This is a genomic window from Vicinamibacteria bacterium (assembly GCA_035570235.1).
In the GTDB taxonomy this organism is placed as follows: domain Bacteria; phylum Acidobacteriota; class Vicinamibacteria; order Fen-336; family Fen-336; genus DATMML01.
In genome coordinates this window covers 1-17,004 of sequence record DATMML010000124.1, presented here as the reverse complement: position 1 = coordinate 17,004, position 17,004 = coordinate 1, and the positions used below count along the sequence as shown (strand labels likewise).

General features: G+C 69.8%; 18 protein-coding genes. 3 read left to right on the top strand and 15 right to left on the bottom strand.

Going from position 1 to position 17,004, the window contains the following annotated elements; genetic code table 11:
- Window positions 1-31 precede the first annotated feature (31 nt).
- Window positions 32-1,396: a translocase gene (locus VN461_22300; GenBank protein HXB57510.1), complete on the top strand. Its 1,365-nt coding sequence runs from the start codon at window positions 32-34 to the stop codon at window positions 1,394-1,396.
- A gap of 22 nt (window positions 1,397-1,418) precedes the next feature.
- On the opposite strand, the gene VN461_22295 is transcribed toward VN461_22300, so the two are convergent.
- The 15 genes from VN461_22295 to VN461_22225 form a co-directional block, all read right to left on the bottom strand.
- A complete protein-coding gene (locus tag VN461_22295) occupies window positions 1,419-2,396 on the bottom strand; it encodes a hypothetical protein (GenBank protein ID HXB57509.1) in 978 nt (325 codons plus the stop codon).
- Window positions 2,396-2,968 carry a D-sedoheptulose 7-phosphate isomerase gene (locus VN461_22290; GenBank protein ID HXB57508.1) on the bottom strand — a complete coding sequence of 191 codons (573 nt, stop codon included), beginning with the start codon at window positions 2,966-2,968 and terminating at the stop codon, window positions 2,396-2,398. The genes VN461_22295 and VN461_22290 overlap by 1 nt, the downstream gene beginning before the upstream one ends.
- Window positions 2,969-3,072: 104 nt before the next feature.
- Window positions 3,073-3,645 carry a DnaJ domain-containing protein gene (locus VN461_22285; protein HXB57507.1) on the bottom strand — a complete coding sequence of 191 codons (573 nt, stop codon included), beginning with the start codon at window positions 3,643-3,645 and terminating at the stop codon, window positions 3,073-3,075.
- Between the two features lie 184 nt (window positions 3,646-3,829).
- On the bottom strand, window positions 3,830-4,606 hold the full coding sequence (locus VN461_22280) for a urate hydroxylase PuuD (protein ID HXB57506.1): 777 nt from the start codon (window positions 4,604-4,606) through the stop codon (window positions 3,830-3,832).
- 215 nt (window positions 4,607-4,821) lie between these two features.
- Window positions 4,822-5,667: a hypothetical protein gene (locus VN461_22275; GenBank protein HXB57505.1), complete on the bottom strand. Its 846-nt coding sequence runs from the start codon at window positions 5,665-5,667 to the stop codon at window positions 4,822-4,824.
- Complete coding sequence (locus tag VN461_22270; protein ID HXB57504.1) at window positions 5,645-6,154, bottom strand: hypothetical protein; 510 nt, start codon at window positions 6,152-6,154, stop codon at window positions 5,645-5,647. Before VN461_22270 ends, VN461_22275 begins: the two co-directional genes overlap by 23 nt.
- A gap of 16 nt (window positions 6,155-6,170) precedes the next feature.
- On the bottom strand, window positions 6,171-8,585 hold the full coding sequence (locus VN461_22265; GenBank protein HXB57503.1) for a protein kinase: 2,415 nt from the start codon (window positions 8,583-8,585) through the stop codon (window positions 6,171-6,173).
- A gap of 142 nt (window positions 8,586-8,727) precedes the next feature.
- Window positions 8,728-9,291 carry an OmpA family protein gene (locus VN461_22260; GenBank protein ID HXB57502.1) on the bottom strand — a complete coding sequence of 188 codons (564 nt, stop codon included), beginning with the start codon at window positions 9,289-9,291 and terminating at the stop codon, window positions 8,728-8,730.
- 89 nt (window positions 9,292-9,380) lie between these two features.
- The gene (locus VN461_22255; GenBank protein ID HXB57501.1) at window positions 9,381-9,545 is read right to left on the bottom strand and encodes a twin-arginine translocase TatA/TatE family subunit; all 165 of its coding nucleotides are present in this window, start codon (window positions 9,543-9,545) and stop codon (window positions 9,381-9,383) included.
- Between the two features lie 76 nt (window positions 9,546-9,621).
- A complete protein-coding gene (gene larE, locus VN461_22250; GenBank protein ID HXB57500.1) occupies window positions 9,622-10,452 on the bottom strand; it encodes an ATP-dependent sacrificial sulfur transferase LarE in 831 nt (276 codons plus the stop codon).
- Window positions 10,452-10,622 (bottom strand): lysine biosynthesis protein LysW, encoded by a 171-nt coding sequence (locus VN461_22245; protein ID HXB57499.1) that lies wholly within the window; start codon window positions 10,620-10,622, stop codon window positions 10,452-10,454. The genes larE and VN461_22245 overlap by 1 nt, the downstream gene beginning before the upstream one ends.
- Window positions 10,623-10,704: 82 nt before the next feature.
- Window positions 10,705-11,631 (bottom strand): hypothetical protein, encoded by a 927-nt coding sequence (locus VN461_22240; protein HXB57498.1) that lies wholly within the window; start codon window positions 11,629-11,631, stop codon window positions 10,705-10,707.
- 104 nt (window positions 11,632-11,735) lie between these two features.
- Window positions 11,736-12,197 carry a cyclic pyranopterin monophosphate synthase MoaC gene (moaC, locus tag VN461_22235; GenBank protein HXB57497.1) on the bottom strand — a complete coding sequence of 154 codons (462 nt, stop codon included), beginning with the start codon at window positions 12,195-12,197 and terminating at the stop codon, window positions 11,736-11,738.
- Window positions 12,198-12,216: 19 nt separating this feature from the next.
- The gene (glp, locus tag VN461_22230; protein ID HXB57496.1) at window positions 12,217-13,446 is read right to left on the bottom strand and encodes a gephyrin-like molybdotransferase Glp; all 1,230 of its coding nucleotides are present in this window, start codon (window positions 13,444-13,446) and stop codon (window positions 12,217-12,219) included.
- A 256-nt stretch (window positions 13,447-13,702) separates the two neighbouring features.
- Window positions 13,703-14,953, bottom strand: a complete 1,251-nt coding sequence (locus tag VN461_22225) for a Glu/Leu/Phe/Val dehydrogenase (protein ID HXB57495.1) — start codon at window positions 14,951-14,953, stop codon at window positions 13,703-13,705.
- Window positions 14,954-15,131: 178 nt separating this feature from the next.
- Here VN461_22225 and mtnA point away from each other — a divergent pair, with 178 nt between their 5' ends.
- Together mtnA and tsaD are read left to right on the top strand one after the other, a co-directional pair.
- Window positions 15,132-16,166 carry an S-methyl-5-thioribose-1-phosphate isomerase gene (mtnA, locus tag VN461_22220; protein HXB57494.1) on the top strand — a complete coding sequence of 345 codons (1,035 nt, stop codon included), beginning with the start codon at window positions 15,132-15,134 and terminating at the stop codon, window positions 16,164-16,166.
- A 1-nt stretch (window position 16,167) separates the two neighbouring features.
- A partial coding sequence (tsaD, locus tag VN461_22215) for a tRNA (adenosine(37)-N6)-threonylcarbamoyltransferase complex transferase subunit TsaD (protein ID HXB57493.1) occupies window positions 16,168-17,004 on the top strand: 837 nt, incomplete at its 3' end.

Below are 17,004 nucleotides of genomic sequence, written 5' to 3'. Positions count from 1 at the left end.
CGCTCGGCCCCGGGCCTCGGGAGGACAACTCATGGCGACCTCGGCCGTGGCCGGGCCCGATGCTGGCCCTCGACCCGAGGCCGGGCTTCTCGACCGATTGCTGCGCGTTTTCGGGGACGTGCAAGCGGGGGAGTCCGTCACCGCCGTCCTCATGCTCACCAACATCTTCCTTATCCTAGCCGGCTATTACATCGCCAAGACCGTCCGCGAGCCCCTGATCCTGGCCTCGGGAGGGGCGGAGGCGAAGTCCTATGCGGCCGCGGGCATGGCCCTCGTGCTCATGGGCTTCATTCCCTTGTACTCCTGGTTCGCGTCCAAGGTGGACCGGATTCGCCTCATCTTCGGGCTGCTCCTCTTCTTCATCGTGAACATCGAGATGTTCTGGCTGGGCGCTCACCTGGGCGTGCCCTACCTGGGCGTGGCCTTCTTCATCTGGGTCGGCATCTTCAACAACGCGATCGTGGCCCAGTTCTGGTCCTATGGCAACGACGTCTACCGGCCGGATGTGGGCCAGCGGTTGTTCCCCGTCATCGGCATCGGCGCCACTCTGGGCAGCCCGGTCGGATCATGGATGGCGGCCCAGCTCTTCCGGGCGGGGGTCTCCGCCTACAACATGCTCCAGATCACGGCCGTGATCCTGGTCATCTCGATGGGGCTCTTCGCCCTCGTGGAGAGGCGGGAGGGCGTCCGGAGGGCGCGGGGGGGCGCCCCGACCTCCCGCCTGGAGGCTGGTTCCGGCGGCTTTGTCCTCATCGGCCGCAGCCACTATTTGCGGCTCATCGCCCTGCTCATCGTGCTCCTCAACCTCGTGAACACGACGGGCGAGTACATCCTGGGTCGGGTGGTGGTCATGCAGGCGGCCCGCCTTTCCGCCTCGCGCCCGGACTTTCACGAGGAGGCCTTCATCGGCGCGTTCTACGGGGAGTACAACTTCTGGGTCAGCATCGGCGCCATCGTCATCCAGGCCCTCCTCGTCTCGCGGATCGTCAAGCACCTGGGCCTCGCGGGCGCGGTCCTGGCCCTTCCCATCGTGGCCTTGGGGGCCTACGGCTCGATCGTGACGGGGGCCGCATTCCTGAGCACCATCCGTTGGGCCAAGACCGCGGAGAACGCGACCGACTACTCGGTGATGAACACCGCCCGCCAAATGCTCTGGCTGCCCACCCGGAGGGAGGAGAAGTACAAGGCCAAGCAGGCCATGGACACCTTCGTGGTGCGGGCGGGGGACGTGCTTTCCGCGGGCTTCGTCTACGTGGGCACGACCCTCTTGGCCTTGGACACCCGCGGCTTCGCGGGGACCAACCTCCTGCTGATCGGGCTTTGGCTGGTGACGGCCGTGCTCTTGATCAGGGAGAACCGCGCCCTCACCGGCCGCGTCGCGGGGGCTCCGCGCTAGCGCGCCGCGCGGTACGACGTGGTCAGCGCCGGCGCCCCTCCACGAGGGCCGCCGCGAGGAGCGGCACTAGCAGCTCGTGGTGGCCGGTGAGCCGATAGCCGCGGCCCCCGCCCGCGGTGGGGCGCTCCACCACATTGGCGTTGGGCCGGTAGGACTGGATGAAGTCCAAGTTGGCGGTGCTGAAGTCCCGGAGCGGGTGCCCGAGGTTGCGGGCCAGGGTCACTGCCTTTAGGAACACCTCCGGGAGCAGGACCGCGGAGCCCACGTTCAAGTAGACCCCGCCTCCACCCAGGCGCGCGACCTGAGCGGCGAAGAGCCGAAAGTCCAGATGGGTTGCCCGGCCCAGGGCGGCGGGATCACAGGAGGGATGCATGTGCACGATGTCCGTCCCGACCGCCACGTGCACGGTCGCGGGGAGGCCCAGCCGGCGGGCCGCCGCCAGCAGACTCACCCCCAGGTGGGGGGGGCGCCGCGATTCGAGGTAGCGGCCGAGCGCGGCCCCCAGGCCCAGCCCGTCCGCATCCCCCCCCGTAATGGCGCGGTTGATCTCCTCCCCCGTCTCCCGGGCCATCCCGAACTCCCCCGCCCGGAGGCCGGCGGCTACGTCTTCCGAGGTCCGCCCCGCGACCGCCAGCTCGAAGTCGTGGACGATACCCGCCCCGTTCAAGGCCAGCCCGGTCAGGAGCCCCCTCTCCATAAGGTCGATGAGCACCGGGGAGAGGCCCACCTTGATGACGTGAGCCCCGATCCCCCAGAGGATGGGCTTTCGGCGGACGCGGGCCCGGAGGATGTCGGCGACGAGCGCCCGGAGGGTTGCGGCCCCCAGGATTCGGGGGAGCCCCTTCAGGAACGCGGCCACGGTGCCGCCCCGCGCATGGGGACGGGCGAAGTCGCGGAGGGCCACCCCGCTCCGGCGGCGGGACAAGGGGTAGGTGCGCACGCCCGCCAGGTCCAGGGGGAGGACGCGCCGGGCGCGCCGTGGACGAGGGGGCGGGCGCATCAGCGGGTCATCGCCTCTTCCACCATCTGGCACAGGATGTGGACGACCACGCTGTGGACCTCCTGGATGCGCGGGGTCTCGTGGTGGGGCACGTCGATCAGGTAGTGGACGAGTCCCCCGAGGCGCCCCCCCCCGCCGCCGCTGAGACCGACGGTCAGGAGCCCACGGGCGCGGGCCGCGCGCAGGGCCTCCACCACGTTGGGCGACCGGCCGGAGGTGCTGATGCCGATGGCCACATCCCCGGGGCGGCCCAGGGCCTCCACCTGCCGGCGGAAGATCGCTTCGTAACCTTGGTCGTTGCCGATGGCAGTGAGGACCGAGGAGTCAGTGGTCAAGGCAAGGGCGGGGAGCCCCGGCCGTTCGCGCAGGAAGCGGCCTACCAGCTCCGCGGCCAGGTGCTGGGCATCGGCGGCAGAGCCCCCGTTGCCGAACGCCAGCACCTTGCCCCCCGAGCGGAGGCACTCGGACAAGCGCCCGCCCACCTCCACCAAAAGCCCCGCGTTCTCCTCGAAGAAGCGCTGCTTGAGGGCGATGCTCTCCGCGGCGATGCGGCGGATGCCGTCTTCATCCATATGAGAGCACAGGCCGAGGCGACGCTCCCCCGAGGTCTCCGCCGCTCAGCAATGGGCGCGCCCCCGGCTTGGGGCGCGCTCTTCGTGCGGCCGATGATAACCTGCTAGAACCTTCGGATGTGAACGGTCAGGAAGACGGAGAGTAGCCCGGGGTCGTCCACCGCCACTTGAAAGACCTCGCCGTCGCGAACGCCGGGGGGAATGCTGATGGGGAGGGGCAGGCGCCGCTCCACTTTTCCTTCCCCCCCGCACCGCTCGCAGTCAAAGACGTAGCCGCCGGTCCCCTCGCAGAGGTCGCAGGTGGTGGTGAGGGGCACGTCCAAGGGAAGGACGCCCCCGTTGGCGGCTTCCCCCCGCGTGAGGAGGATCTCGCCGCTGAGGCTGCCGGGCTGGATCGGCCGCCGGAGGTCGCCCACGGCCGGGCTCCGCACGAACGACCAGGCCAGGGGCTCGAGCCGCTCCGCTCGCCCCAGGGCTTCGTCGTACCGGCGGCGGCGGTCCGCGTCGGCCAGGGTCTCGTAGGCCGCTTGCAGGTCCTGGAAGGCCTCTTGGCTGACGTTGGCGCTCACGTCGGGGTGGTACCGCTTGGCCAGCCGGCGGTAGGCGCGCTTGATGGCGCCGGGGCTGGCATCCCGGGAGACGCCAAGGATCCGGTAGTAATCCTTGGGTTTATCCATTCCCAGCTACACCATAGGTCGTGGCCCGAAGGCGTGTCAAGTGGAAAGGAACACCGGGGTTAGGGCGCGCAGGCAGCGCTGTTTCCGGCCAGCGGGCGGACGAGCCCATCCCCCCCGAGGTCGGTGCTCCGCCACGCCTTGCTTCGCCGAGGTGCCGCCAGGCACCCGACGGCCCACCCAGAGCTTAGAACCCCTTGACCTTGGGGGCTCGCTTGTAGAGATGCCAGACGATGTGCCACCCCAGGAGGATCACCAGGAGGAGCAGCACATACCCGTACTCTGCCGGTATCCCGATTTCGGTCGTTACGGTCGTGGTGTGAGAGTTGATCATGGCCCAGAGCAGCGGCACCGACATGTAGGTGTTGTGGCGGGAGCGTGCCCCGGCCAGGGCGACGACGGCGGGGTCGGGAGCGGTTCCCCCCTTCACGGCGGTGATGATCTTCTGTTGGCCGGGCCAAATGCGGAACCAGACGTTGAAGGCCATGATGCTGCCGAAGAGGGCGCCCAGGTGGATGTTGAAGGCCCGGTAGCTGAACCCGCCCCAGGTGGCCATGAGCACAACCACCACTGCGGTCAGGACAAAGGCCACGCCGCCGAAAACCTTGGGGTCCTTGCCGAGCCCGCTCTTGTGGAGCGCGTCATAGAGGAAGGGGGCGAGGAAAGTCACCGCGACCATGACGCCGGCGCCCGCACTCCAGCCCCTGTCCCCGTCGAACATGATCCCGCCGTGGTAGAAGACGAGGAGGAGGAGCAGGACGCCGGTCACCCACGTCCAAGCCGCCCCCCAGCGGAACCAGTAGAGGGCGCGGGGCATCAGCTCCGGCACCACTTTCTTCTTGGTATCGCCATCCATGGTGCCCGCGAACGGCCCATTGACCCAGTTGAAGAAGTACAGCATCCCGATCCAAACCACACCGGCCAGGATGTGCAGCCAGCGGAACAAGGCGTTCAGAATATCCACGGCGTCCCCTCCTTGAGCGTTGTCGCTGCGCCCCGGAGCGAGCGCGCAGCGGGAAGACCTCCTCCCGCAAGAATTCGGAGGGGAAGCCTAGCACAGCCGGTGCCCCCGAGTGCGGGGAAAGATAAGGCCCCGCCCCAAAAAGAGCGGGCGTCCCAGGGCGTCACGGGCCACCCTTAGGAAAGTGACCTCCCCGCGAGGCTCCCGCGCGGCAGGCTTCAGGCTTTTTCGCGGCGGCGACGGAACTCCAGGGCCACCGCCGTCGCGAGAAGAAGCCCGGCCAACACCCACAGCGGGAGTCGCAAGCGCGGCATGAGGGCGGGATCGGGCGCGATCTCCACGACCCCCGTGGTCACGGTCGTCCTCGCCAGGGGGCCGTCGGCGGCTTCGGCCACGAAGAGCACGCCCTGGCGCGAGCCGCGGGGGGCGCCGGAGCGGAGAAGGGGGATGGGCACGGACACGCGGCCGGCGGCCGGCACCTCCACATCCGCGGGCGGGTTCTCCGCCCGCAAGCCGTGGGGGGTGAGGACGCGGAGGCGCACCCGGTGGGAGGCGCCGTCCAGGCTCTCGAGACCCACGGCCAGGCTCGAACGCGTTTCCAGGCGGCCCTCGGCCGCGTCCACCCGCACCGCGGGCGGGGCGTTGGCGCCCAGAGCGAGGAGAAGGAAAGCGCGTTGGCTCTCGGCGGGCGGGCTGGCGTTGGCCGGCGATGCGGCCTCGGCAAAGTCGAGGAGGAGGGTGAGCGGGTGCACGCCCCGCCGCGGCACCTCCGGCGGATAGCGCAGGAGAAGGCTCCGCGACTCGCCCGCGGGCACCCCCTGGTCGAGGGTTCCCTCCTGACGACGGCCCAAGAACTCCCCCTCGACGCTCACCGACCCCGTAGCGCGATCGCCCACATTCCTGAGGTTCACCCGCACCGCGATCTCGCTCTCCGTCGCCTCCACCGTCCCCGAGACCTCGAAGCGGGCTCCCGCCCGCGCGTCGGCGACGGGAAAGAGGACGAGGGCAACGAAAGGGACGATGGTGGAGAAGCGACGCGGCCTACCGGCCGAGGACGGGCACAAAGGTGACCCCGGCCGTCACGAAGGCATCGTGCATTCGGTTGCCCTGCTTCCGGTTGGTGGCGAAGACCTTGATGGCGGCGGCCTTGCCTGCGTCCTTCTCGATGGGAGGGAACTCGCACATCCCCTCCGGTTGGACGTTCATCTGGAAGGTGCTGGTGCGCGTGGGCTGGTATTGATCGTCCACCGCTTGCAGGTAGTACTCGATGACCTTCAACTTGCCCTCGCGGGGTGCGGGCATGGTCCCGCAGTAGCTGATCCCCCCGAAGGTCATGTCCACGAAGCTGTAGAAGTCCTCCCCCGCGGGCCGGAAGTAGATCCGGGAGGTGGCCACCATGGTGTCGGCGCTCACGGCCGCGCAGAGGGAGATCGCCTTGCCGGGCACGGTGCAGGGCACGGGCTGGTGCTCGATCACGGGCGGGTCGCCCGCCGCGGTCGCGAGGGGCAGGGCCCAGACGGCCAAGGCGAGCGCGCATCGAGAGGGTGTCATGAGCGTCCCTCGGGGTCTACTTCCAGGTCACCTGGTTCTTGTAGGTCTCTCCGCGGGTGGTGTGCACCACGATCTCCATCGTCCAGGTGGTGGTGTCCTCCTTCCAGAGGTCGGGGAGGGAGAGGAGAAGCGCCTTCTGCTTGGGGGCCACGTCCTTGGTCAAGGGCGGCACCGGCCCCTGGGAGCGCTTCCCGTTGACGGTGGTGGTGACGATCATGTCCCGGAGCTGGATGGGGGCCAGGCCCTCGTTCACGAGGGAGATGCTGGCCGTGTACTTCTCCCCCGGCTTGGGCACGCCGGGGCTGAACTCGAAGTTGATCTTGCCCGGGAGGTCGGCCGGCTGCGTGCCCTTCTTGACTGTAACCCCCGCCGACTCCTCGAAGCCCTCGGGGGCGTTGCCCTGTCTGGTCTCCGCGCTCTGGGCCATGGTCTTGCCGGCCACGAAAGACCGCCCGAGGGCCGAGTGGGGCCCGCCCTGGGCCGCGGCCTGGGTCAGCGCTCGTGCTCCCACCGCGCTGGTCTTGCCAAGGGTCGCGCGCTGATTCTGAGGCTCTGCCTTCAGGACCTCGTCGTAGAGGTTGATGGCAGCGTCGTACTTCTGGGTGGCCAGGGCGTCGTCCGCCTTGGCCAGAAGACCGTTCACCGCGCTGAGCGCCTGCTGTTGGGCCTTGCGTTGCTGCTGCTGCTGGGCCTGGACCTGGGCCTCGCGGATGCGGGAGGTGAGGTTTGTGACACGCGCGTCCCAGGGCGCGAGGCCTTGGGCCGCCTCCGCCTCTGAAGAGGCTTGATCGTAGCTGCCCTGCCGCAAGGCCGTCTCCGCCGTCCGCAGATGGGTCTCGGCCTTCTGGCCGTTGAGGGCGCTCTCCACCAGCTTCTGAGCCTCGGGGCTTCTGGGGTCCTCCCGCAGAGCCTCCTGGGCGGCGCCGAGGGCGCGGTCGTAGTTGCCGGCGTTGAACTGAGCCTGGGCGAGATGGAGGGAGGCGCCCCCCCGAGGCTTGATGTCCACCGAGGCGACCGTAGTGGGGGTCGCAGGGGGCGGCGCGGGTAAGGTTGTGGCGGGCGGCGGCGCCATCGAGGTGGGCACGGAGGCCGTCGGGCTCGGGGGCGCCGCGGGCGGCACTTGGTTCTGCTTCCAATAGATGTACCCGCCCGCGCCGAGCAGGAGGACGAACATTCCCCCCAGGGTGGAGTAGAGGATCGGGCTCCCCCCCCCGGGCGCCCGGCGCGGCTCGGGCCGGGTGGGGCTGAACACGGTCGGGGGGGCGGCCGGGCCCAAGCGGGTGGTGCCGGGCTTGGCGGTGACCGCGCTCGCGGGCCCGGGAGCCAGGAAAGTGGGGGCGGCGCGGCCGGGCACATAGGTGGGGTCGGCCCTCGCGCCCGTGCTGGTGGGACCCCCACGCCCACGGGTGGACAGGACCCGTTTCGTTCCGGAGCCGCCCACCTCGCCCACATCCGCGGGGATGACGGTGGCTCCCCCGCCATCGGTCAACGGCGAGGGTGGCGAGCTGGGGGGCGCCTCCATGTCCACCAAGGTCTCGAGCGCGTGCCGGCTGGAGGGCGTAGTGGCGTTGGCCTTCAGCCACTCCCGAAGGTCCACCGCGAACTCATAGGCCGTCTGGTAGCGGCCGTCGAGGTCCTTGGCTAGGGCTTTTTTGAGCACCGGCAGCAGGCTGTCGTATTCCTCGCCCACCGGGATCACATCGAAGTTGGGCTCCTCGTGGGTGATCTTGTAGAAGATGGCCATCAGGTTGTCGGAGTGGAACGGCCGGCGATTCGAGAGCAGCTCGTAGAGCATGCAGCCCACGCTGAAAACGTCGCTGCGCCCGTCCACCCGGGAGCCCTTGACCTGCTCGGGGGACATGTAGTCGGCCGTGCCCACGATGTTGCCGGTGCCCGTCATGGAGGCGGTGGTGAGGCGGGCCACCCCGAAGTCCATGATCTTAACCGTGCCCTCGGTGTTGATGAAGATGTTGGCCGGCTTGATGTCCCGGTGCACGATCCCCGCCTGGTGGGCGTGGGCGAGCCCGGCCAGGACCTGCACGATGATCGAGACCTTGCGTTCCAGGGTCAGGGGGGGCGGCTGCCGAACCGCTCGCTGGAGGTCGGTGCCCTTCAAGAGCTCCATGGCGATGAAGGGGGAGCCGTCGGTGTGGCTGCCGAGGTCGAAGACGGTGACCACATTGGGATGGGTCATCTTGGCCACGGCCCGGGCTTCGCGCTCAAAGCGCTGTTTCAGCTCGGGGTCGTCCGCAATCTGGGAGACCATGACCTTGAGGGCCACGTCCCGCTCGAGCACGGTGTCGTGGGCGAGGTAGACGATCCCCATGGCTCCCTTGCCCAGGGGCCTCATGATCTCGTACTTGCCGATCCTTCCCGAGAGCTCTTTGAGGGGCGCCTGGGATAGCGACGTGGCGTCGGGCTGGTCAGTCATGGGCGTGCTTCAGGCTCCGGAGACACTCCTCCCAGGGACAGGGGCATTAGAAGGCATCGGCCCCGGGGGTGTCAACCCTCAGCAGCGGCCCGAAGCGCAGCCCATCGCGGGGCGCGCGGCCGGATGTTCGAGAGCCTTTTTGTCAGTGCCCGCCGGCCTTGCCGGTCACGGTGAACCGGTCGCGTCGGTTGCGGGCCCAGCACTCCTCGGTCGCCTCGTGGCAGACTTGGATCTCTTTTCCGTAGGAGACGGTCTTCAGGCGCTCCTTCCCCACCCCGAGGGAGACCAGGTAGTCGTAGGCGCCCCGAGACCGGCGCTCGCCCAGGGCCAAGTTGTACTCGACTGTGCCCCGCTCGTCGCAGTGTCCCTCGACCGTGATCCGGAGGAAATCGAACCGCTTCAAGACCTCCGCGTTCTTGGTGAGAATCTGGCGGTCGCCTTCCCGGAGGTCGGACTTGTCGAATTCGAAATGAATGTCGGCCAGGAGGCCCATGCGGTCGATCTCGTCGGCCGGCGTCCCCTTCAGCTTCGCGTACTCGTCCACCTGGGGAGCCACTTCGGGCGCCCGGGCCGGGGCCGGTGCCGGCGGCGGCGCGGCGGGAGCCGCGGCCCGGGGAGCGGGCGGGGCCGGCGGCGGTGCGTTAGGGTGGCAACCTGCGAAAGCGACGGTGGCTACGAGAGCGGTGAACAAGGTCCAGTGTCTCATTCCAGCACCCCTCTTTGGTGGTAAAAGGCGCGATTCCCGGGTTGGGTGCGCCTTGGTGATGAAACCGTTCTTGCGCTCAAGAGCGCGGCTCAGGTCTTCTTTTTTTCGTCTTCCCCGCCCTCTCTCAGCGACTTCTTGAAGTTCCTGATGCCTTCCCCGATGCCTTTGCCCAGCTCCGGAAGCCGGCTCGTCCCGAAGATCAGCACGAAGACGATGAGGATGAGGACGACTTCTGGGAAACCCAAGTTGAACATGACTTCCCTCCCGGGATGGGCGTTGCCGACGGCAGCTCCGAGGAAACTATCGCATCACGACAATGATACTCCAAGCTCAAGGGGGAGTGAGGACATCGGCGCCCGGGCTGAGCCGGCCTCTCTGGTAGCCCAGGGGATCGATCGAGGCCTCGGCGTAACCCGCGGCGCGGACGGCGGTCTCGACCGCCCGCCGCATCCCTTCTTCCTCGAGCCGCGCCATCTCCAGGGGCGCGATCTCCACGCGGGCCCGCTCTCCGAAGTGGCGGACCCGCAGCTCCGAAAAACCGAGCGCACGCAAGCCCTCCTCGGCCCGCTCCACGCGGCGCAGGACTTCGGGAGTGACGGCCGTGCCGTGGGGGACGCGCGAGGAGAGGCAGGGGGAGGCCGGCCGGTCCCAGGTGGGGAGGCCCAGGGCCTGGGAGAGGAGGCGGACGTCGGCCTTGCCGAGGCCCGCCTCCGCGAGGGGGCTCCTCACCCCCGCCTCCGCCGCCGCCCGGTGGCCGGGGCGGAACTCGCCAAGGTCGTCCACGATTAACCCGTAGGCCACATGCGCGTAGCCCTCGCGCGCGGCCAGGGGCAGTAGATGACGGAAGAGCTCGACCTTGCAGTGGTAGCAGCGGTCGGGGGCGTTGCGGGTGTAGAGGGGGTTCTCGAACTCCTCGGTTCTGACCAGACGGTGGGGGAAGCCGAAGTCGCGGGCCAGTTCCCGGGCCTGGGCGCGTTGGGCCTCGGCCAGGGAGGGGGAGTCCGCGGTCACGGCCAGGGCCCGCGCCTGGAGCACGCGGTGGGCGCGCACGGCGAGGTAGGCGCTGTCCACCCCCCCGCTGAAGGCGACCACCACCGAGCCCATCTCCGCCAGGAGACGGTCGAGCGCTCCTTCCTTCTGCGGAGGGGTAGGGCTCTTCATCACTCCTCCCACTCGTCCTCGTCCTCGGGGGGGGCCGGGTCGAGCTCGAGGGGCGAGAGGCCCACCACCTTGAGGTCGACGCCGCATTCGGGGCAGTTGATGATGTCGTCCTTGTCCACGTCGTACTCGTCTATCTCTATGTCCGCCTCGCACTCGGGACAGACCGCCATCGCCGCTACCTCCCACGAGCCTGAGAGCGCGAACGGTCGCCTCCCGCGGGGCCTTCGATCATACCCCAGAGACCCATGCCCGTTAGCGGCTCCAGTCTGGGGAGTGGCTGGCGTAGCGCCAGGACCGCTCGAGGTCCCGGAGGAAGGAGCCCCGCGCGTCCAGGAGGTGAACCTCTTCCGTCTGGCGCAGTTTCAGGGCCTGCGTGGGGTGAAAGCGCAGATCGAAGGTGAAGGTTGCGGCCAGGAAACGCCCGTCCGGGGAAGGCACCACGCTGCGGTAGTAGACCGAGCCCTGGGAGAGGGTCTCCCGGTTCCTACCGTCCGCATCCAGCACGTCGATGCCGTAGTTCTTGCCCTCGCTCCACAGGCAGAGCAGCCGGCCCGAAGGGAGGAAACGAGGGCGGCGCGACCGCTTGAAGCCCCCCGTGAGGCGGGAGGTGCGGCCGTCGGCCAACCCCACCCGGAAGAGGTTGTCTTCGCGCACGAAGACCACGAAGGAACCATCGGGGCTGAAAACGGGCGCGGTGTCGTCGAGTCCTCGGGTCCGGGTGAGGGGGTGACGCGTCACACCCGACGAGTCGTCGTCGATGAGATGCAGCTCCGCGTTGGCGCCGTCGCTTTTCCGGCACGAGACCACGAGCCCCTTGCCGTTGGGCCGCCAGGCCGGGGAGGCGTCCCGCCAGTCGACGCCCAGGGTGAGGATGCGCGCGACGCCCACCTCGACGGGGACGAGCCCGATCCGCCCTCCCATAGCGAAGGCCACTTGTCGTCCGTCGGGGGAAAGGGCGGGATCGCGGACGGGCTCACTGGTAGCGATGAGCCGCCGCTCCTCACCCCCCGGGAGTCGTCTCACGTAGAGGGAGTCCACCCCCTCGCGGTCGCTCACGAAGACAAGGGTCCCCTTTACCTCCGGCGGCAGGGGCTTCTCGCGGTAGCGCAGGAACAGCCCGCCGCCGAGGGCGACGAGCAAAGAGAGGGCGGCCAAAGCGCGCCGGGCGATCCGCCTCATGGGGCGGGAGTATAGTCGGTCCGCCCACCCTCACGAGTCTCGGCCCGGGTTCGCGGCCGGGACCTTCTCGGTGGCTCTCTGCGGCTCGCGCGGGCTCGGCGCGTCTACCCCCGCCGATACTCCCCGCTCTTGCCGCCCGTCTTCTTGACGAGGACGATGTCCGTAATGACCATCGTTCGGTCCGCGGCCTTGACCATGTCGTAGACGGTGAGGGCCGCCACCGCGACCGCGTGGAGGGCTTCCATCTCCGCCCCCGTCCGGGCCTCGGTCCTGACCCGCGCCACAATGGCAAAGCCGTCGCGCCGCGGAAGAAGGTCGACGTCCACGTGCGTGAGGGGGAGGGGGTGGCAGAGGGGAATGACATCCCCCGTCCGCTTGGCGGCCAGGATGCCGGCCAACCGGGCCGTCTCGATCACGCCCCCCTTGGGCAGCCGTCCCGCACGGAGGAGACGCAGGGCGGCAGGGGCGATGCGAATGCGGCCGCGCGCCACCGCCTCCCGCAGGGTGGCGGGCTTCGTCGACACATCCACCATGCGCGCCCCCCCCCGCGCGTCGAGGTGGCTCAAGCGGGGAGCCCGTGCGGCCTTAGATTGGCGTGCCGTCACGTTCCAGGAAATTCCCGAGGAGCAGGGCGGGCGCCCTTTCCCCGGCCTCCGCCCGTGTCCGCGTGGCGTCGAGGACCAGGAGGGCGTTGGCCTTGGCGTGGGCCACGAGGTCGGCGGAGCCCCGGGAGGAGACGGGGCTGGCCAGGAGCCGCCCCCCCTCGGATCGGACCCGCGCAGGGAGGTGGGCCTTTCGTCCCGAGCGGTTCTTCACGGCCTCTAGGAGCTCGACCTCCACCGTAGGCCGCGAGACCTGGCGGGCTCCCTGCAAGCGAAGGAGGGCGGCGCGCACGAAGATATCGAATGTCACCTGGGCGGAGACGGGGTTGCCGGGTAGGCCGAAGACCAGCTTGTCCCCCCGGCGGCCGAAGACCAGGGGCGCCCCCGGCTTGATGGCGACCTTCGTGAACAGCAACCCCACATCGAAACGGGCCAGCACCTCCTCCACGAAGTCAAAGGCGCCTTCGGAGACGCCTCCGGAGAGGATGAGCACGTCCGAGCGAAAGCCCTCGCGCACGCCCTCCGCGATCCGGTCCACCTGGTCGGGGAGGACGGCCAAGCTGGTCACGTCCGCCCCCGCCCAGCGGGCTTGCGCCACTAGCGCATACCCGTTGCTGTTTCGGATGCGGCCGCCGCTCGGCCGTTCCCACACGTCCACCAGCTCGTCCCCCGTGACCAGCACCGAAACCGTGGGCCGCCGCCCCACCCGGACCCGGCCCTTGCCCACCGCGGCCAGCACCCCGATGGCCGCGGGGTCGAGGGTCTCCCCCCGCGGGAGGACAAGGTCGCCCGCCCGCACCTCGCTCCCCTGGCGCGCGATATTCTGGCCCGTTTCCACGGCAACCACGATCTCGACTCGCCGACCGCGATCGAGGACGCGCGTGTGCTCGACCTGCTGCACCGCGGTGGCGCCCGCGGGCACGGGCGCGCCCGTCATCACCTCCAGGGCCTGGCCCGCCGCCAGCACCAGCTCCGGCCACTGCCCGGCGCGGGCCTGGCCGACGACCTCTAGGGTGGCGGGGGCGTGGGCGGCATCGCCGGCGCGCAGGGCGTAGCCGTCCATCCCCGCGCGATCGAAAGGAGGCAGATCGACGTCGGAGCGGACGTCCTCCCCCAGAACGCGACCTAGGGCGTCCGCCAACAGGACCTCTTCAGTGGGCAGCGTCGGCGTGTGAGAGAGGACGATCTCCAACGCCGTTTCAACAGGGATCACGCCCGTACCCCCTACTCACATCGGAGCGCTCGATCGTCAGCGACCCCCCGGCAGCCGGTTGCGACCGAGCAAGGGCTGCCGTCCTGTTGGACGTCCGCTCATAGTAGCACGGGCGCCGGACTCGCTCCCGGACGGGCGCCAGTCAGGGAACGAGTGGAGGGGCGAGAACCCCGCCGAGGTTTTGGCGGACGCCGCGGGAGGAACGAACCGCACGTGGAGGACACCGACGCCGGGTGAGCCCGGCGAGGCGGCGGGCTCAGGGGAAGAGGCCGCGTGTACGCGTGGTCTCGGCCACGCGCCCCACGGCGAGGGCTTGGGCCGCGGTCCGCATGTCTGTCTTGTGGCGCTTCGCGGTCTCGTTCACTTCGTGGAAGGCGCGCCGCATAACCCGCTCCAGGTGGCGCGCGCCCTCCGCCTCCTCCCCGCAGAGGCCCTGGAGGTCCCGCGCCCGCTCCAGGTAGGAGGCTATCACCCCCCCCGCGTTGCACAGGATGTCGGGGATCAAGAACACCCCTCGGTCGCGCAGAATCCGGTCCGCTCCGGGGGTGGTGGGGCCGCTCGCCACCTCGGCCAGAATGCGGGCCCGCACCCGGCTGGCGTTTCGCTGCGTGATCTGGCTCTCGAGGGCGGCGGGGACCAGTACATCGCACTTGACCTGGATCAGCTCCTCGCCCGTGACTCGCTCCGCCCCCTTGAAGCCCACCACCGAGCCCGTTCGCTCCTTGTGCTCCAGGAGGGGGCCCAGGTCCAGGCCCCGAGCCGAATAGACGCCCCCCCGGCTGTCGGAGACCGCCACTACCTTGGCGCCATCCTGGTGCAGGAGGCGGGCCGCGCCCGCCCCCACGCTGCCGAAGCCTTGGACCACGACGGTGGCCCCGCGAACGGGCTTGCGCAGGAGCGAGCAGGCCTCGTGGATGCAGAAGAGGGCACCCCGAGCCACGGCCTCCGGGCGGCTTCCGCCCAAGAGCTCCGCCGGCTTCCCCGCCACCGCCCCCAGGGCGGAATGACCCTGGCCGAGGGAATGCGTGTCGGCGATCCAGGCCATGGTCTGGGAATCGGTGTAGAGGTCGGGGGCGAGAATGTCGCGATCGGGACCGAGGAGGATCGACAGCTCCGCGGCGAAGCGTCGGGTCATCCTCTCCCGCTCGCCCCGGGAGAGCTTCCGAGCATCGCAGGCCACCCCGCCCGCGGCTCCTCCGAAGGGGATGTTGACGGTGGCCGCGGTCCAGGTGCTCCAGACCGCCAAGGCCTTGACCTCATCGAGGTTCAGTTTCGGGTGGTAACGCGTCCCCCCCAGGGAGGGACCACGCGCGACGTTGTGCTGGACCCGGTATCCGTCGAATACGTGGACGGAGCCGTCGTCCATCAGGGTGGGAACCGACACCAGGAGCTGTCGCTTCGGGCTCCGCAGGAGACTCCGCAAGCCGTCCGGGAGGCCGAGCAGCTCCGCGGCCGCTTCGAACTGTCGTAGAGCGACGTCAAAGGGATTCAGGCTCTCTTGAGGCATGAGCGACCGACCTCCCGGCGATCAGGGGCGCAGGGCCTCAGGGATCGGCCCTCGCGCCACGCCGAAGGAGGGGTTCTCGGCGGTGCGCGGGGATTCTAGGCCCCACCCCCCGCCCCGTCAAACCGGGGCCGGTGACCACGGCTTTTTGAACTAGGATGGGGCTTTGCGGAGGTCCGGAGTGGTCCCCACCGTGAGCTGGGAGGACGAAGCCGTGGTCATGATCGACCAGCGGCGCCTGCCCGAGGAGCAGGTCTTTCTCCGCTGCCGTGACCACCGTGAGGTGGCGGAGGCCATCCGGGGGATGGCCATCCGGGGTGCCCCCGCCATCGGGGTAGCCGCCGCTTTGGGGGTGGCCCTGGGAGTCCGGGGCACCCCCGCGGAAGGCCCCTCCCTACAGGCTGCGTTCGAGGGGATCTGCGAGGAGCTCCGCGCCACCCGCCCCACCGCCGTCAACCTCTTCTGGGCCATCGAGCGGATGCGCCGCCGCTTCAACGAGGCTCTTCCCCGGGGCGGAGCGGTCTTGCGGGCGGCCCTGCTCGAAGAGGCCCTGGCCATCCAGGCCGAAGACCTGGAGTCCTGCCGGCGAATGGGAGACCTGGGGGCGAGCCTCGTCCCGGAGGGAGCCCGCATCCTGACCCACTGCAACGCGGGGGCCCTGGCCACGGCCGGCTACGGAACCGCCCTGGGGGTGGTCCGCTCGGCGGCCCGCCAGGGGAAGGTGAGAAACGTCTTCGCCGACGAGACGCGCCCCTACTTGCAAGGTGCCCGCCTCACGACCTGGGAATTGGCGCAGGACGGGATTCCCGCCACCCTCATCACCGACAGCACGGCCGGGCACCTCATGGCCACGCACGAGGTGGATTTGGTGCTCGTGGGGGCAGACCGCATTGCCGCCAACGGGGACGTCGCCAACAAGATCGGGACCTATACCCTGGCCGTCCTCGCCAAGGAGAACAACCTTCCGTTCCTGGTCGCCGCGCCCGCCTCCACCTTCGATCTCGAGACACCCTCCGGGGACGGCATCCCCATCGAGGAGCGCGCCTCGTCGGAGGTGACCCACCACGGCGGCCGGCGCCTGGCCCCGGAGGGGGTCCGCGTGCGCAACCCCGCCTTCGACGTGACTCCCCACCGCTTCGTCACCGCCATCATCTGCGAGCGGGGCATAGCGCGCGCGCCCTATACGGAAACCCTGCGCGCGCTCTTGGGGAGGTGAGGTGGGCGGTCCCCTGCGCATCCTTGCCATAGAGACCTCCTGCGACGAGACGGCGGCGGCGGTGGTGGAAGACGGCCGGCACATCCTCTCCAGCATCGTCTCCTCCCAAACCGCGGTCCACGCCCCCTATGGGGGGGTAGTCCCCGAGCTGGCTTCCCGCCACCACATCGAGAACATCTGTCCCGTCATCGCCGCAGCCATGGCCGCCTCCGGCCTCACCTACGCGGCCCTGGACGCGGTGGCGGTCACGCAGGGCCCGGGGCTCGTGGGGTCACTGCTGGTCGGAGTGCAGGCCGCGAAGGGCATCGCGTATGCGCAGGGCAAGCCCCTGGTGCCGGTGCACCATATCGCCGGCCACATCCAGGCCCCCTTCCTCGCCCACGGCGACATCCCCCTGCCCGCCCTGGCCCTGGTCGTCTCCGGCGGGCACACCAGCCTCTTCGAGGTGCCTGCGGAGGGCACCTACCGTTTGCTCGGCCGGACCCGCGACGACGCCGCGGGCGAGGCCTTCGACAAGGTGGCGAAGCTGCTCGGCCTCGGCTACCCCGGGGGGCCCGTCATCGACCGGCTCGCCCAAGGGGCCAACGACCGGGCGGTCGAGTTCACGGTGGCCCGGATGACGGACGGCAAGCCCGATTTCTCCTTCAGCGGAATCAAGACCGCTGTCCTTTACCACGTGCGCCGGGAGGGAATCCCCCCCGTGGCCGATCCCGGGCGCGTGCCGGCCTCGATCCGCGACCTCGTGGCCTCCTTCCAGCGCGCGGTGGTTACCGCCCTCCTCAAGGGCCTGGAGCGGGCGGTGGAAGCCCACCGGCCGCGCAGCCTCCTTCTCACGGGG

Excerpts from the sequence above, each read along its gene's own strand:
- VN461_22300 (HXB57510.1), top strand. The coding sequence starts at position 32 with ATGGCGACCTCGGCCGTGGCCGGGCCCGATGCTGGCCCTCGACCCGAG.
- VN461_22295 (HXB57509.1), bottom strand. The coding sequence starts at position 2,396 with ATGCGCCCGCCCCCTCGTCCACGGCGCGCCCGGCGCGTCCTCCCCCTG.
- VN461_22290 (HXB57508.1), bottom strand. The coding sequence starts at position 2,968 with ATGGATGAAGACGGCATCCGCCGCATCGCCGCGGAGAGCATCGCCCTC.
- VN461_22285 (HXB57507.1), bottom strand. The coding sequence starts at position 3,645 with ATGGATAAACCCAAGGATTACTACCGGATCCTTGGCGTCTCCCGGGAT.
- VN461_22270 (HXB57504.1), bottom strand. The coding sequence starts at position 6,154 with ATGACACCCTCTCGATGCGCGCTCGCCTTGGCCGTCTGGGCCCTGCCC.
- VN461_22265 (HXB57503.1), bottom strand. The coding sequence starts at position 8,585 with ATGACTGACCAGCCCGACGCCACGTCGCTATCCCAGGCGCCCCTCAAA.
- VN461_22260 (HXB57502.1), bottom strand. The coding sequence starts at position 9,291 with ATGAGACACTGGACCTTGTTCACCGCTCTCGTAGCCACCGTCGCTTTC.
- VN461_22255 (HXB57501.1), bottom strand. The coding sequence starts at position 9,545 with ATGTTCAACTTGGGTTTCCCAGAAGTCGTCCTCATCCTCATCGTCTTC.
- larE (HXB57500.1), bottom strand. The coding sequence starts at position 10,452 with ATGAAGAGCCCTACCCCTCCGCAGAAGGAAGGAGCGCTCGACCGTCTC.
- VN461_22245 (HXB57499.1), bottom strand. The coding sequence starts at position 10,622 with ATGGCGGTCTGTCCCGAGTGCGAGGCGGACATAGAGATAGACGAGTAC.
- VN461_22240 (HXB57498.1), bottom strand. The coding sequence starts at position 11,631 with ATGAGGCGGATCGCCCGGCGCGCTTTGGCCGCCCTCTCTTTGCTCGTC.
- VN461_22225 (HXB57495.1), bottom strand. The coding sequence starts at position 14,953 with ATGCCTCAAGAGAGCCTGAATCCCTTTGACGTCGCTCTACGACAGTTC.